This is a genomic window from Microbulbifer salipaludis, from assembly GCF_017303155.1.
In the GTDB taxonomy this organism is placed as follows: Bacteria; Pseudomonadota; Gammaproteobacteria; order Pseudomonadales; family Cellvibrionaceae; genus Microbulbifer; species Microbulbifer salipaludis.
Genome location: NZ_JAEKJR010000001.1, coordinates 230,977 through 246,726 on the forward strand (window position 1 = coordinate 230,977; position 15,750 = coordinate 246,726).

General features: G+C 59.5%; 10 protein-coding genes and 1 tRNA gene. 3 read left to right on the forward strand and 8 right to left on the reverse strand.

Annotated features, from left to right (window positions below):
* The first annotated feature begins 39 nt into the window (after positions 1 to 39).
* Complete coding sequence (locus JF535_RS00965; protein ID WP_206998040.1) at positions 40 to 1,002, forward strand: transporter; 963 nt, start codon at positions 40 to 42, stop codon at positions 1,000 to 1,002.
* 25 nt (positions 1,003 to 1,027) lie between these two features.
* Here JF535_RS00965 and JF535_RS00970 read toward each other — a convergent pair whose 3' ends face one another.
* The 3 genes from JF535_RS00970 to JF535_RS00980 form a co-directional block, all read right to left on the reverse strand.
* Positions 1,028 to 2,140, reverse strand: coding sequence for a purine nucleoside permease (locus JF535_RS00970; protein WP_242523544.1), 1,113 nt, complete (start codon positions 2,138 to 2,140; stop codon positions 1,028 to 1,030).
* A 24-nt stretch (positions 2,141 to 2,164) separates the two neighbouring features.
* Entirely contained in the window at positions 2,165 to 3,655 is a 1,491-nt protein-coding gene (locus JF535_RS00975) for an adenosine deaminase family protein (RefSeq protein ID WP_340674096.1), read from the reverse strand.
* Positions 3,656 to 3,805: 150 nt separating this feature from the next.
* Complete coding sequence (locus JF535_RS00980) at positions 3,806 to 6,043, reverse strand: TonB-dependent receptor (protein WP_206998042.1); 2,238 nt, start codon at positions 6,041 to 6,043, stop codon at positions 3,806 to 3,808.
* A gap of 633 nt (positions 6,044 to 6,676) precedes the next feature.
* On the opposite strand from JF535_RS00980, the gene JF535_RS00985 reads away from it, so the two are divergent.
* Positions 6,677 to 6,753, forward strand: a tRNA-Arg gene (locus tag JF535_RS00985).
* Between the two features lie 258 nt (positions 6,754 to 7,011).
* On the opposite strand, the gene JF535_RS00990 is transcribed toward JF535_RS00985, so the two are convergent.
* The 4 genes from JF535_RS00990 to JF535_RS01005 all read right to left on the reverse strand — a co-directional run bounded on the left by JF535_RS00990 (position 7,012) and on the right by JF535_RS01005 (position 12,364).
* The gene (locus JF535_RS00990) at positions 7,012 to 7,410 is read right to left on the reverse strand and encodes a GFA family protein (protein ID WP_206998044.1); all 399 of its coding nucleotides are present in this window, start codon (positions 7,408 to 7,410) and stop codon (positions 7,012 to 7,014) included.
* 44 nt (positions 7,411 to 7,454) lie between these two features.
* On the reverse strand, positions 7,455 to 8,585 hold the full coding sequence (locus JF535_RS00995) for a low temperature requirement protein A (RefSeq protein ID WP_206998046.1): 1,131 nt from the start codon (positions 8,583 to 8,585) through the stop codon (positions 7,455 to 7,457).
* A gap of 143 nt (positions 8,586 to 8,728) precedes the next feature.
* A complete protein-coding gene (gene katG / locus JF535_RS01000; protein ID WP_206998049.1) occupies positions 8,729 to 10,903 on the reverse strand; it encodes a catalase/peroxidase HPI in 2,175 nt (724 codons plus the stop codon).
* A 432-nt stretch (positions 10,904 to 11,335) separates the two neighbouring features.
* Positions 11,336 to 12,364, reverse strand: coding sequence for a zinc-binding dehydrogenase (locus JF535_RS01005; protein WP_206998051.1), 1,029 nt, complete (start codon positions 12,362 to 12,364; stop codon positions 11,336 to 11,338).
* Between the two features lie 152 nt (positions 12,365 to 12,516).
* Between JF535_RS01005 and JF535_RS01010 the strand changes: the two genes are divergently transcribed.
* On the forward strand, positions 12,517 to 13,218 hold the full coding sequence (locus JF535_RS01010; RefSeq protein ID WP_206998052.1) for a putative glycoside hydrolase: 702 nt from the start codon (positions 12,517 to 12,519) through the stop codon (positions 13,216 to 13,218).
* A gap of 96 nt (positions 13,219 to 13,314) precedes the next feature.
* Here JF535_RS01010 and JF535_RS01015 read toward each other — a convergent pair whose 3' ends face one another.
* Positions 13,315 to 15,570 (reverse strand): carbohydrate-binding protein, encoded by a 2,256-nt coding sequence (locus tag JF535_RS01015; protein ID WP_206998055.1) that lies wholly within the window; start codon positions 15,568 to 15,570, stop codon positions 13,315 to 13,317.
* Positions 15,571 to 15,750: the final 180 nt, after the last annotated feature.

The window sequence follows — 15,750 nt, forward strand, 5'->3', positions numbered from 1 at the left end:
CTAAGGATGGTACTCCCCATGCACCGGACACAAGACACTGTGCCTAGCCTCCCCCTCATCCCGCTACTGGCGGTTCTGGTGACCGCGATGGCGCTGCCAGCGCCATCCAGCGCCACCGAAGGTGGTATCGGCTACTATGTGCCGGGTGCAATGGCCACCCTGATCGACCGCGCACCGGTGCAACAAGGCTGGGTGTTCAAGCCCCAGTACATGCACTACGAGGGCGATTTTGGCACCGCCTCCGAGACCCCCATAGCCGGTGTAGTGGCACTGGGGCTCAATGTAGAAATTGATGCCGTCGTGCCGGGGCTCACCTACACTTTCGAAAACAAAGTACTCGGTGCCCACTACACCATTGGCGCCTTAACCTCGTGGGTGGACGTGACCGTTACCGGCACTGTGGAGAGCAATCTCGGCAACTTCAACCGTCGCGATTCCGTCTCCGGGCTCGGCGACACCACGTTGATACCGGTTCTGATGGCCTGGCAGGAAGACTGCTGGCAGTACAACTTTGCCCTGCCAGTATATGTGCCCACCGGCGGTTACGAGGAGGGGCGGCTGGCCAACGAGGGGCTAAACTACTGGGCCATAGACCCGGTGGTGGGTATCGGCTACAGCAATCTGGAAGCCGGTTTCAATGCTTCGGTGTTTGCCGGGGTGATGTTCAATGATGAAAATTCGGATACGGATTACCGCAGCGGCCGCACCTTTCACCTGGATGCCAGTGTGCAGCAGATGATCAAGGCAGGTTCCGGGTTCGTCACCCTCGGGCTCAACGGCTTCTGGGCGCAACAATTCAGCCCGGACCGCAACCCGGGCCCGGGGATTTTCATCGATGAATTCAAAATGCGCTCATCCGGTATCGGTCCGGTGGTTGGCTATATGCTGCCCATGGGCACCGACAATATCGTGCTGGAGCTTAGCTGGCTGCCACAGACCGATACCCGCAACACGCCCGACGGGGACTATGTTTGGCTCAAATTTGTCTACCAGTGGCAGTGACGCAACAGCCGTAACCGGCCCGCAGCTATTCGCCCTGCACGGCCTCCACCGCGTAGGGCATCTGGTCGCGATAGGTTTCCCAGCCCTCCACCAGCGTATCCACTACGCGGCTACCCACCCGGTAGGCGCTCTCCAGTGACAGCTGCAACCCGGCGTAATCCTCACCCTCGCTGAGCAGGCTTTCCGCCGCAGTCATGCCCGGGTGCGGCACGGTAAAATTGCTCGCCGTACGCAGCACCATCAGGCGGTCGTAGTCTGCCCGGCCCGCGCGGTCGAGATAGAGCAGGGACTGGGCGGTACCGGTGTCTTCCATCGCCGAGGAAACAAAACGGCCCTGCCCCTCGGTCCAGTAATCCACCCAGCGGTTGGCCCAGCGGTTCAGGTAGTCCCCGTGCCAGAACGTCATGCCGGCCAGGTTGTCTCCTTTCAATACAAACGGCTTGCGCTGCGCGTTGGGAAAATCGGTGAATGCCTGGCGGTTTTCGGCGATGGTCGCATCGTCGCCGAGCTCGGTATCCTTGGTCAGCTGATAGGCCCACTCGGTAAGGTCACCGTTGATGCGAAACACTTCGCCCAGGTTCGGCGGACGTTTTTCCGGATAGGGCCCCTTGCTGAACAGCGGGAAAATGCCCGTCGACCAGTCTTCCGGCAATTCACGGCTGTCGATCTCGTGCATCAGATCGCCGTCCACCAGCCACTCGGCCCAGGCCGCGGAACCAATGGACGCATCGGCCGGGTCAAACCCGGAGATGCCTGCCACCAGCCAGTAGGCCTTGCTGAGATCGAAGCGCGGATCCAGCCCCAACGCCATCACGGCGGAGGCGGATTTGTTGGTGCCCATACCAGTCACCATGCCCAGCACCCCGGTCTCGGGATTCAAAAACAAATCGTGATGGGACTGGGGAAAGGCAAATCGCTGGCTCAGCTGCTGACGCTCTTTCCACAGCTGGAATTCACCGGCGGTGTCCCCCTCGTCCTCGCCGATTTCGAACATATTCACCACCACGACTTTAACCGGGATGGGCGCGGTTACCGGGCCGGCTGCGTTTTTTCCGCAGCCTGTCACCGTTAGCAGCGCAAGCAGTACAAGTAAGGTGCGGGAAAGATGCGATTGACAGAGAGCTTTTTTAAACATCATTTTTCTCTTGGTTTTTCAAACAAATTAATGAGCGGCCATCACCGGCGAGGAAAAGTCACACAGCGCGTATTGCTGGCAGATAAAGCTGTGACTGCGCGGCACCACATCGCTGAGCCCCTGCATACCCGAGCGCTGAAAACGCTTCTGAAAGCGTTCCAGGCGACGCGCGTAATCCTGCAGTAATTCCTGTTTGGTTTCGTCATCGACAAAACTGTGCTTGAGGGAATTGTGGGCGAGCGAGGTGAGCTCCTTCCACGACAGGTTGAACTCTTTGACCGCGACAAAATATTCATCGGTCATGTTGGAATCCCACATGCCGCGATCATCGGTCGACAACGCAACGGGAATGCCCATGCGCAGGTATTCCGGGAATGGATGCTCCCGGTAATCATCCACATACTCCAGCAACAGGTTGCTGATCAGGTTGATTTCCACCAGGTAATCGCTGTTGCGCATCAGCAACAGCGTATCCGGATCGTCAATCAGATTGACGCCGTGGCCGATACGGGTGGCGCCCAGCAACAGGGTGTCGCGCACATGGTGATTGGGCTCATCCACTTCACCGGCGTGAATCGCCAACGGCACGCCGGGAATGTCCCGACGCAGTTTGCGCAGGGTCGGCAGAAAACGTCGCGGGTGGCCCTTGTCGTTGTCTTCGCGGCCAACCATATTGATGCCCACAAACAGGTCCCGGTTGGCATCCACAAAACGGTAGATCCATTCCAGATCCTCTTCCGCATTGTCGATAAAGCGCAGCAGGTAATACTGCATGCGCGCGGTCACCCCGGTAGCCACTGCGTCGGGTTCCGCCAGACGCTGGCGAAAAATATCTGCCACTTCGTCCGGGGCAAAGGTGCTGCCGTCCGGTCGGGTATAAAAGCGGGTTCCCTCCATGGTCTCGAGATACGTCAGCCCCTCGCGGGCGAAGGCCTGCATGTTTTTCACCAGCATTTCCGCATTGATATACGGGTTGCGGCCCAGCTCGTTGAGACGCTGCCAGTGGGTCTGGAAAAATTCCTCGCGACCCTCGTGCTGTTTATCCAGCCGCAGGCTGTCCATCCAGGCGGCTTTCTCCGCGGCATTCAGTGCGCTGATTTTTTTGTATTCGCCCTGCTCACACTCGGAAAGCTTCTGGTAAGAGGATGCCTGCAGATTGCGAAAGTACAGCAGGTAAGGCGCGAAGCCGAACATATCCTGGCCGTAACCCACACAGTTGTCGATGCGTACGCGGGTGTAATACTCGTAGCCGCCATTCAGGGCTTTATCCGTGGCCAGTTCATACCACCACTCACTGAAATTGGAACCGGTCAGGTGGTTGTGCAGGTCGCCGCCCTTGGGCAGCGCGTACAGAAAGCGGTAAAGATCGCGGTCGTCCGCGGAACGCTTGAACGTTTCAAACCAGTGTTGCCGGGGACCGGCGGCGGCATCTGCCGCAAACCCCAGCAGCGCGAACAGGCAACCGATCACAGGAATCACAGAAAGAAATACGGGGCGGCGCCCCCGGGTGTTACTCACAATCAATCTCCAGCATCCGGCCAAACAACGAACCCGGTGAAAGCCTCAACTGGCGAGACTTTACCGGGCTAAACCACGATCCCAGATTCACCGGCGCAAACACCTGCAACGGTTTTGCGCAGCATCCGGTTCGCGAGATATGCACACACCTTAGAAGTTCTTACGGAACTCCACGCCGAGAATACGCGGATCATTGACGAACCCGGTGAGGTTGTTGAAGTCGATCTGGCCCTTGATATTTTCTTCATCGGTAATGTTGCGGCCGAAGAAGGCCAGCTCGTAATCACCGGAGAAGCTGGTGTAACCGGCGCGCAACCCGCCTTCAAATTGGCTATCGATGGTGTATTCCTGCGCGCTATACAGGGCCAGGTGGGTTTCCCCCTGATAGGCCCAGTCGGTGTAGAAGAAGGCCTCGCCATCGTTGCCAACAGGCAGGCTGTAGCGCAACGTGAAGTTGAATACCGTTTCCGGTGCAGACTGGAAGGGGTTGCCGTCGATCAGCGCCAGGCCATCGCCGGTCAGCGGATCGGTGACGGTACACTGGCCCGAGCCACAGGGCGCGGTGCTGAGGTCCGCATCCTGAATGTCGGTATCGGCAAGGCCGGCACCGGCGGTAATCAGCAGGTTTTCACTGGCTACCCACTCCAGGTCCACTTCAAAGCCCTTGCCCACGCCTTTGTCCGCATTCAGCAGGCGGTTGAAGTTGCCACCGCCACCCACTGCGGTTAGCTGGATGTCGTCAATCTGATAATAGAATACGGCGGTGTTCAGGCGCAGGGTGTCCTGTAACAGGTCGGCCTTGTAGCCCAGTTCAAATGACGTGATGGTTTCCGAGTCCGCCACCGAGGGGCTGCCCTCGAAGGCCACATCGCGGGCCTGGATAGACTGGGCGCGGAAGCCCTCCGACAGGCGCACATAGATGCTGGCGTCGTCATCCAGCGCATAATTCAGGCTGGTCTCCCAGCTGAGCTGGTCATCATCAATCTCTACCGGAGCGTAATCCTGTACGGCGGCAACGCCGATCACCAGCGCAAAGCCGTCCACATTCTGCTCGCCCACCACCAGCGACTTTTCATCATAGGTGTAACGCACGCCCACGGTGCCGGTCAGGGCATCGCTGAAGTCATAGGAGGTCTGGCCAAACAAGGCCCAGGAGGTATTGCCGTGGCTGACGGTGGTGGCACCGAAGAAGCCATCGATACTGGTGACATCGAGATCGGCGTCGTAGTAAAAGCCACCCAGCTGCCACTGCAGGGGATCCGGTGTGTCGCTGGCCAGGCGAATTTCCTGCGTGATCTGGGACACGTCCGCCTGGTCTTCGGTGACCGCGCCAAACGGGATAAAGCCCGGGCCGTCGCCGGCGACACCGCCGTCGATGTCGCCCTTGCTGGAGCCCTCGGCGCCTTCGTAGGCGGAAATGCTGGTCAGCACCATATCGCCCAGATCCCATTCGAGCTTCAGGGATGAGCCGGCACTCTCGTACATCTGCGGGTTATTGTCGCCATCGTCGAAATACACCGAGTCGCGGTCAAACGTCGGACTCAATTCGCCCTGTTCGCCCTGCTCGTAGATATTCGCGCGGAACACACTGGCGGTGCCATCGAGGTCGCGCTGATGCACATTGAGCAACGCGGAGAAATCTTCCGAAGGGGTCCACAGCAACTGCCCGCGCACGGCCAGTTCGGTAAAGCCGCCCAGGGCATCTTCTTCACCGCTGTAGGTGTTGTCGATCCAGTCGGCGCGCTCCTGACGCAGCACCGACACGCGGCCGGCCAGTTCGCCATCCACCAGCGCGCCACCAAACGCGCCTTCCACATTCGCGGTACCCAGCTCGCCGGCACCGACCTTCATGTAGCCGGTGTTGTCCATGGTGGGCTTGCGGCTATCAAACTTGATTACGCCGGCGGTAGTGTTGCGCCCGAACAGCGTGCCCTGTGGGCCGCGCACCACTTCCACCTGCTCCACGTCAAAGATCGGGAAGCTTTTCAGCACCACGTTTTCCTGCACCACATCATCGAAGATGATGGACACCGGCTGTGACGCGGCGAGGTCGAAATCCGAATTGCCCAACCCGCGAATATAGAAGCGCGGGGCGGCGCGGCCATTGGAGGACTCGGCGTAGAGGTTCGGCACCCGGGCCGCCAGGGCGAGAATGTCGTCGCCGGCGGCAAACACACTGTCAAAGCGCTCACCGGACAGCGCCGCGACCGAAATCGGCACTTCCTGCAAACCTTCCGCGCGCTTCTGTGCGGTGACGGTGACCTCTTCCAGCATCGCCGGTTTGCGTTTCGCCGCAGCGGCATCGTCACTTGCGGCGGCAAACGCCGCGTGCGGCAGGGTTGCGGCGATGGCCGTGGCGAGGAGGGTCGGGGTGATAGCCTTGCTCATTGGGTCGGTTCCTTTGCAGGACCCCGGGGCTACTCACCCGGAATCCTCGGTTCTCGTTATCGTGTGCTCTTGATATGCACTGGCGCCGCTGCGATACCGCGCGGCCGCTCAGGGTCACACTCACAAGAGCAACGAACGTGCCACTTGCGCCACCGTCGCCCACGCCCGGCCATTCGCGCCCGAAACCCGACCTGCCCACTGATAATTATCATTTTTCAGGCACATAAGCCGGCGGAGTACACTTGCCCAGGAACCGTCAACCCTGGCGCCAAAGCCCCCGAAAACCCGTCGGCGCCCCCTAAAGCACCAATTTGGTGCCTACCGCCCAAATCGGGGCGCCAGCGTTGTACACATCCACTGGCCAGCACCTGCACAAAACCCCAATCGCCGCTTTGCCCCATCCGGGTGCTTCTGTATAATCCGCCTCCGCGCCGGCATCGCCGTGGCGCGTAACAACCGCCCGTAGCTCAGCTGGGTGAGGCAAGCGTTTGCAAGGCACCGCCTTGCGCGCAGCCGAACGACACCAATCTGTGATTGGTGGCCGGTCCCGAGCAACGCGAGGGGAGCGTCGCCGGAAGCCACAGGCTTCCCGCCCTGACTCAGGCACGACGCAAGTTTGAAAATCAGAGTTTTCCGCCCGTAGCTCAGCTGGATAGAGCGTCGCCCTCCGGAGGCGAAGGTCAGAGGTTCGAATCCTCTCGGGCGGGCCATATAAAAGAAAAGGCCACCCAACGGGTGGCCTTTTCTTTTATATCGTCCCAAGCCCGAGGGCTTCACCCAACTCCCAGGTTCGAGCCGAAGGCGCAAAGCGCCGGAGACCAGGGACCGAAGGGAGCTCATCCTCTCGGGCAGCCATCTCTCTCATACCGCCCCAAACCAGAGGGCTTCGCCCAACTCCCAGATTCGAGCCGAAGGCGGCAAAGTCGCAGACCAGCGAGCTATCCGGAGCGCATCCTGTCGGGCCCCAGCTATTGCTTCGGCAACCCATCATCAATATCAATCACCCGCCGATCATAAAAAAAGTGCGCATTGGACTGGAAAGACACCGGCAGAGGCCCTGCATTGCATTTGCGATACAGCAGCTGTGACACCAGCTTCCAGCCCATCGCATTGGTGTTGTAGAGCACTTCACCGCAGTGCTTGCAGAATACTCGCGTCATTCTCTTGTGCGGGTGCTGGTATTCCACCACCGCCTCCCGCCCACGGGTGATCTCGACCTTCTCCGGGTCCCAGGCGTTGACCGAGTGAAATGGCACCTGCAACAGCTCGCGACAGTCCTCACAGTGACAATAGGCATGCACTTTGGGGTCACCAGACATGGTGACGTGTACGGCATTGCAATCGCAGTGGATTTTACTCGTGCGCACTTTTTTCTCCTTTTGTAGGGGCGTGATAAATCAACGCCGCTCTCTCAATTGAGATACTCACTTACATCCACCGAAAGTATTCGGTTAAAGGTGAGATAGACGTAGACAAACATGCCCAGTGTCATTCCGATCAGGGAATACTCGACCCGTGGCAAAAATGTGCTCGCGACGGTAATGCCGATACAAACGAATGAGTTGGTGATAATCGCCCCTCGCCATGGTGGAAAGGCGTACCAGTAGGGAATCTGTTTTCCAAGATAGAACATCACCAGGCCGGTAACGGCCAACAGGCCGAAGGTGGGACGGTCCAGATCTCCGAGAATGGCGTGGCGAATCATGTTTGCCAGAATCAGCAAACCCATGCACACCAGCAGATGCGGATAGATCAGCGCATTGCCCGAGGTGAACCGCTTCGCGTGTTCCAATTTGGGAAAGCTGTCGAAATATACCCACCAGATGGCGCCAATCAGTAGAAATCCGGTGGCAGCGGGAATGATATCCATCAGGTCCCAGACTTCGTGATTGAGCGACGCCACCATCGCAATGACAGATTCGCCGAGGATAATGATGGCCAGCAGGCCCATTCGCTCCACCAAATGCTCCCGATCCACAGGGCAGAACTGTAAGCGGCGTCTGCGTGATATCTGCCAACCCGCATCGACCGCGAGCCCAAGATAAAAAACAGCGTACTTGGTGGGCGAAGGCAACCAGATTGCAGTCAGGCTGATCAGGCCCCCAATGGCGATCGCCAGACTCAGGTCTCTGGCAAGCTTCAATTTTCGGTCGGAATTACGGTATTCGCGCCAGTACCGATATGCGAGCAGCAGGCGCACCAGCGTGTACAGCACAACAAAGTAGGCAAAGCCGCTTTCAAGACTGTCTTCAGCGAAGGTGGAGAAAACCACCATCAACGCCATAATAGCGAGGCTGAATATGCGGTGATGACGACTATCGGTATCGAAGCGATTGGCGTAGAGCGTGTGCGTAATCCATATCCACCACACGGGAATAAATACCAGTGGAAAACGCAACAGCTGCTCTACGCCAATATGCCGATCGTGAGTGTGCGCGAGATCGTGCGCCACCACGCCGATGACGGCAACGAATACAAGGTCAAAAAATAATTCCAGCCAAGTCGCATGCCGCCCTTCCGAGCGATAGAGACTATCGGCCATTGGCTATCACTCCCGATCTCGTCAGCTCTTTTCAGTCGAGCCTATGTCTTAAATGACGCCTCCACAAAAAGCGCCGGACATTCCCGCAGTGTAGACCTCGCCCATATATTTTTTAACGTCCACGGCACCTCGGTTACCGGTAGTCAGGCCAGATCGTACCGATCGGCATTCATTACCTTGGCCCAGGCCGCCACAAAGTCCTGCACGAATTTCTCCTGGCTGTCGTCCTGTGCATACACTTCCGCGTAAGCGCGCAGAATCGAATTGGAGCCGAATACCAGGTCTACCCGCGTTGCGGTCCACTTCAATTGGTTTGTATTGCGATCGCGAATTTCGTAAAGGTTTTTTCCGGCCGGCTTCCAGGTATTCCCCATGTCGGTCAGGTTCACAAAGAAATCATTGGTCAGTTGGCCCTTGCGGTCCGTGAAGACACCGTGGGCGGTGCCGCCGTGATTGGTGTCGAGCACTCGCATACCGCCCACCAGTACGGTCATTTCCGGTGCGGTAAGGCCCAGTAGCTGGGTGCGATCCAGCAACATTTCTTCCGCTTGAACCACATAGTCTTTCTTGAGCCAGTTGCGATAGCCATCGTGCAGCGGCTCCAGTACGTCAAAGGCTTCCGCGTCGGTCATCGCGTCGGTGGCATCGCCACGGCCGGGGGAAAAAGGCACGTTGATCGCAATACCTGCCGCCCTGGCTGCCTGCTCCACTCCCAGGTTGCCAGCCAGCACGATGGTATCCGCCAAACTCGCACCACTTTCCGCAGCGATGGGTTCCAGCACTGCCAAAACTTTGGATAGACGCTCGGGTTCGTTGCCGGGCCAGTCTTTTTGCGGCGCCAGGCGAATACGCGCGCCGTTTGCCCCACCGCGCTTGTCCGAGCCACGGAAGGTGCGCGCACTGTCCCAGGCGGCGGCCACCATTTCCGATATGCTCAAGCCGCTGGCGGCAATCTTCGCTTTCAGCGCTTCCACATCGTAGTCGGTGTTGCCGGCAGGTACCGGGTCCTGCCAGATCAGGTCTTCCCGAGGCACATCCGGGCCGATATAGCGCGCTTTCGGGCCCATGTCGCGATGGGTGAGTTTGAACCAGGCGCGGGCAAAGGCGTCTGCGAGCGCGGCCGGGTCTTTGTAGAATTTCTCGGAGATTTTGCGGTATGCCGGGTCCATCTTCATCGCCATGTCGGCGTCGGTCATGATCGGCGTGGTGCGCATCGAGGGGTCTTCGACGTCTACCGGCTTGTCGTCCTCCCGGATGTCCACCGGCTCCCACTGCCAGGCACCGGCCGGGCTTTTCTTCGGCTCCCACTCGTGGTTGAGCAGCATCTCGAAGTAGCCGTTATCCCACTGCGTCGGATGCGCGGTCCAGGCGCCTTCCAGGCCACTGGTGACCGCATCGCGGCCGACACCGCGCTTGCTCTTGTTGAGCCAGCCAAAGCCCTGGTCTTCCAGCTCGCCCGCTTCCGGTTCCGGGCCGAGCAGTGCTGCATCGCCATTGCCGTGGGCTTTGCCCACGGTGTGACCACCGGCGGTGAGGGCCACGGTTTCTTCATCGTCCATGGCCATGCGGGAGAATGTGACACGCACATCGTGGGCGGTCTTGATCGGGTCCGGGTTGCCGTCCACGCCCTCCGGGTTCACGTAGATCAACCCCATCATCACCGCCGCCAGCGGGTTTTCCAGGTCGCGCTCGCCGGAATAGCGGCTGCCCTCACTACCAGTAGGCGCCAGCCACTCTTTTTCCGAGCCCCAGTAGGTGTCGATTTCCGGGTGCCAGATATCCTCCCGGCCAAAGCCAAAACCGAAGGTTTTCAGACCCATGGATTCGTAGGCGATGGTGCCGGCATAGGCGATCAGGTCTGCCCAGCTCACTTTGTTGCCGTATTTTTTCTTGATCGGCCACAGCAGTCGGCGGGCCTTGTCCAGGTTGCCATTGTCGGGCCAGGAATTCAGCGGCGCGAAACGCAGGTTGCCGGTTCCCGCGCCACCGCGCCCATCGGCAATGCGATAGGACCCGGCCGCATGCCAGGTCATCCGAATCATCAGGCCGCCATAGTGGCCCCAATCCGCCGGCCACCAAGCCTGGCTGTCGGTCATCAGCGCGTGCAGGTCTTTTTTGAGTGCTGCGTAATCCAGCGTTTTGACCGCTTCCCGGTAATTGAAATCGACGCCCATCGGATTCGGCTTGCGGTCGTGCTGGTGCAAGATGTCGAGATTCAGTGCCTTCGGCCACCAGCCCATTACCGATGCACCGCTGTTTGTGAGGGCACCGTGGGCAACCGGGCACTGGCCGCGCGACTGTGTTGTGCTTTCCGTCATGGTCCGAATCCTTTTGCTGAGCGATCAATGCGTGTTATTTGTTTAGGCCAATCGCAGACGGCTACGCGGACGCAGCCGCGCCTTGCGCTAGCCTTTGACAGGTCACTATGACGCCCCTCGCCGGTGCCGGTGTCCGCTTAAGCGCCAGAATTTCCCGGCCAGCGGCTTGCGCCTTGCCACCAAGAAAACGAAAACCTGTGCATACAGTTATCCACAACCAGGTTCCCCACAGTTTCGCGGGATAGACCTGTGCATATCTACTGGATATCCCGCAGCGGGCCAGTGGTGCCGTCGACATGGCTGTGGTGGTTGAATTTGCGCCACCGGCCGCGGCACTAGCCACGTCGATTGTTGGAACGGGACGAGTGGAACCCGGTGAGGATTTATCATCGGACGGGAAATTTGGGGAGGATTAACCTCTGGCGAACTGGCTCAGTGCTCGATCGTCAGCACCACCTTGCCCACTGAACCACCACTGCGCAGATGTTCGATGGCCTCATGGGCCTGGGCAAACGGAAACTCACGCCCCACATGCGGAGCCGGCAAACCCAGCCCGGCGCAGCCATCCAGCAATTCCTCGAACAGGGCCTGCTCCTGCCACAGCCAGATGAGGTTGAATGCGAGCACGGATTTATTGCTGCTGATCATGTCCATCACGTCGTAACGGGGGCGTTTGAGGTAGAGCCAGGCCGCCTTGAGCCAGTTGGGTTTGTCGCCGGGAGTGAATTCGGCCGCACCAAATACCACCATTCGCCCGGTGGGTGCCAGAGCGGCGAACGACTGCTTCTGGATTGCGCCGCCGATGCCATCGAGGACCGCGTGTAGCGGTCGACCGTTCAGCTGTGTGTGTAGTTGTTCCGCAAAATCGTTGCCACGCAGGATGACTTCGGAAAACCCCTGCTCGGCGAGAAACGCGCGCTTGCTTTGGGCGCTGACGGTGCCGATGGGGATGGCCCCCATCTGCGCGGCCATACGCATGGCCTGCAAGCCGACGCCGCCGGCGGCACTCTGGATCAGCACCACCTGCCCGGGCTTTACCGCCCCAAGCGTGGCAAGGGCGTAGTAAGCGGTGAGGCTCTGCGCGGGAAAGGCGGCGCCTTCGGCGAAGCCCCAGTGTGCGGGGATTTTCCGGCAGTGTTGCGGCGGCACATCCACCACCGTGGCATAACCGCCAAAACGGGTGCAGCCGTAAACCCGATCCCCCACCTGCAAATCGGTTACTGCGTTTTCCCCCAACGCGGTGACCACACCGGCAAATTCCAGCCCGGGAATAAAACTGCCCTGCGGTGTTGCGGAGTAGAGTCCGGTGAGCGCAAAGATATCCGCGAAATTGAGGCCCACCGAGCGCACCTCGATACGGAGCTCATCGTCAGCCAGCGTGCCCATCGGCTCCTCTAGCAGCTTGAGATTGCTGATGGCGCCCGCCCTATCTATGCGCCATGCCCGGCGAACGTCACGCATGCTGTTACCCTCTATTTCGGCTTACCAAAAGCATTGTCCCACACACAGTTCCATGTGCTGAAAGTTTCTGAACGGCTGACGCATGGCTCGGGCACCCTGTGGACTCACGCGGATACCCTTTCGCCGAGAATCGGACACCCGCCGGGGCGAACGTGCGACGATTTCAATACTCTGAAAACAAGATGATTTGCGAGGTCAACGTGAAGAAAAACTTTTACGCCTGTGTAGCAAGCCTGTGCCTGGCACCACTTACGGCGGCGGTAATAGCGAATGAAGACAAGCCCGCGCAAGCGGAATCACCTCGGTTGGTGTTCGCCGCTGGAGAGAGCCGCGCTGACTGGAAACTGTACGTGGGCAACCCGGATGACTGGATGAAACCGGTTCGGGGTGTGAGCGGGCAGACCCGCTCGCCGTCCAACGTGCACGTGGAAATTGCAGAAGACGCCAGCGGCATGCAGGTGGTTAGGGCCAGCTGGAACGGCGGGCCCGCCGGACAGGTTTTGTGGCACAACCGCTCGGCCCAAGATTTCAGCGCCATCGCGGCCGCTGGCGGCGCCCTGAGCCTGGTGGTGCGCGTGGACGAGGCGCCGAGCGAAGCTGTGAGCCTGCGTATGGATTGCGGCTATCCCTGCACCGGCTCATTCAAGTTCGCGAATGTGCTCTCGGCGCTGCCGGCCGGCCAGTGGGTGCGTCTCGGCATCCCACTGTCCTGTTTTGCCGATGCCGGCACCCATTTGAAACGCGTGGACACACCTGTGCTGTTTTTCACCACCGGTACAATGCAATTGTCGATCGCCGATCTTCGACTCGAGCCGCAGTTGCCAGCCGAATCCCTGGTTAATTGTGCCTCGTAAAAAGGCGCCCCATGAAAAAGGCCCCACCGCATCCGCGGTGAGGCCTCTTAGTTTTGCGTGGCCCGCAGGCCACATGTCATCCTGTGAGATGAACCATTAAAAGCAGCGGTTGACGCTGGAGCTCTCGTCGTAGTTCAGGCTGCCACTGATATCAGCCACGCAGAACTCGACCACCAGGTTACCGCCGGCACTCACTGAGCTCTGCAGAACCGCGACGCCATTGTTATCGGTCACGGCACTCACGCCACCCTCAACAATGCCGCTGGTAAAGTTGCCAGTGACCGTGGCACCAGCAACCGGGCTGGCGTTGTTGTCGAGTACCGTCACCGTCGCGGTGCCATACTTCTGCCCGCGGCTGGCCGGTGCTGTGCCCACCACCACGCTGGAAGCATACATGTCGGTAGCCGGGGGTGGCGGCGGTGCACTGCCTTGCTGAATGTCAAAGCCGATCAGGTTAAAGCCGCCGGCACTCTGCATAGTCATGACTTGCACACCGGAAACCAGCTCGACTTCCCTGGTGATATTGACCCAGTTATTCCAGGCTCCGGAGTTCGGGGTGGTTATCGGGCCGGTCACATCCACGCCGTCAAACTCGATATGAAAGCTGCCGTTATCTGCCGCGGAGGCCACGCGGAAAGTAAAGGTGTAGGTACCGGCAGCCTGAACGTCCACGGTGTAGTTCAGCCACTCGCCCGGATCAATCCAACCCACGTTCGTGGTTCCTTCATTTGTGGCCTCGATATCGACACCCACATCGAAGCGGTACTGGCCGCCCCAGTTTTCATCGTCGATATCGTGGTAGGCAACGCCTTCACCACCGTGGTCAAAATCCGCCGCAAACAGCATAGAGGTGGTCGGAATTACGGTCGGTGTGCCATAGAAGGGGCCGGCAGATGGCGGCGGCGGCGGAGTCGGCGCAGCTGGGGCGCTGCCAGCTTCAGTCAGGTACGCCAGGGTCGCCGGGCCATTCAGCGAGGCGTCGTCACCATTGGCCGTAATTTTGCCGGCGTGCTGGCCCCGATCGACGGTGCCCCACAGGTGGCCACCACCCCCCCAGGGACGCAGGGCGAAGTCACCAGAGGGTAGCTCCAGCCACTCCCACTTCTCGGCATTGCCAATAGTGCTTGCGGTCACAGTCATCGGCAGGCCATCGCCGCCGGCAGAGACATAGCTGCCGTTGTCCGCCCGCAGCGCCACATGGCCGTTACCCACATCCACCACCGTGAAGTTTTCGCCACTCGCCTTGCTGTAGCTAGCCTTGTTGGCTTTCAAATTGGTGCCATCGAGACTCACGAACATGCCGGCAGCGCGACTGAAAATACCGATCTCGGCTCCCAGCGGAATACTCGGTGCGCCGCTCGCCGGCCAGCTGGTTCCGGCCAGTTCCGGCTTCCATACGGTACCGGCAACATTCAGCTTGTTCTTCAGGTTTTCCAGATCCATATCGTTGGCAGCCAGCCACTGGAATTGCTGCCAACCGATATGGTAGGTCTCAAACGCCGCGTTGTAGCCGTTTTCAGTATCCCCCGGCCAGAACTCCGTACAAATCAGCGCAGGGTAATCGGTGCTGGCCAGAAAAGGCGCGATGGTCTTTTCAATGTCCGGAAGATTCCAGTAGCCGTGGAAGGCAAAACCAGCATTGTCCCAAGACACACCCTGAGCCTTCAGCATGTCGGCGCCTTCGATGGCGGCGCTACCGGGGAAAAACGACATGAAAGAGCCCAACAGGATCATGGTATCCGGCGCAATCCCGCGGATGTGGTTGTACATGATCAGCTGGTTGTCCCAGTCCTGCTGGGTCCAGTTCGACAGGGTCGACGGCGCCGGCTCGTTATGCGCCTCGAAGATCACATGGGTCTCATGCTTGTAGCGCTCACCGTACAGGGACCAGAAATCCAGGGTCTTTTGCATGCTGTGAATCGCGCCGTTCTCGCCATTGTTACCAACGGTGATGATCAGATACAGGTCAGTGTCTCGGGTGCGCTGCACCAGCTCATCGGCGAGCGCCAGATTGACACCCACCGGGTCCGGGTTCTGACCGGCATCGCCCTCCAGGTACAGGTGCACCGTGTTGTAGCCGTACTCGGTGGAGAGCTTGGTCAGCGATGCCACCGAAGGCATGACCGCCGGCAGGGTACCGTAGGGGTCACCGCCGTCGAACGAGAGGCTAACACCGCGCAACGTGGTACCGCGGTCGGACAGAATGACGTTGTAGCCGAGGGACTGGTCTATGTGCGGGCGGTCGCGTACGGCCAGCGCGTCATTGCTTGCGAGCACCACGCACAGGGTTGTGCAGGCGCAAAGTATTTGTCGCCACCGCGGGGGCAGGACTCGGGTCTTTAAGAGATTCATCGCAGATTTCCTTGATTATTGTTATCAATCCGCGCGAAAAACCTGCTGTTCACAGGTACTGCATTTCGCTCCGGTCGCATGCCAGTTGAACACCGCGGTTATGCGCTGTGCGCAACTGCCGGTACTGCAGGCCAGCCTCACGCGGAAACCGGCCCTTACTGCTCGTGCGGAGCGCGGCCC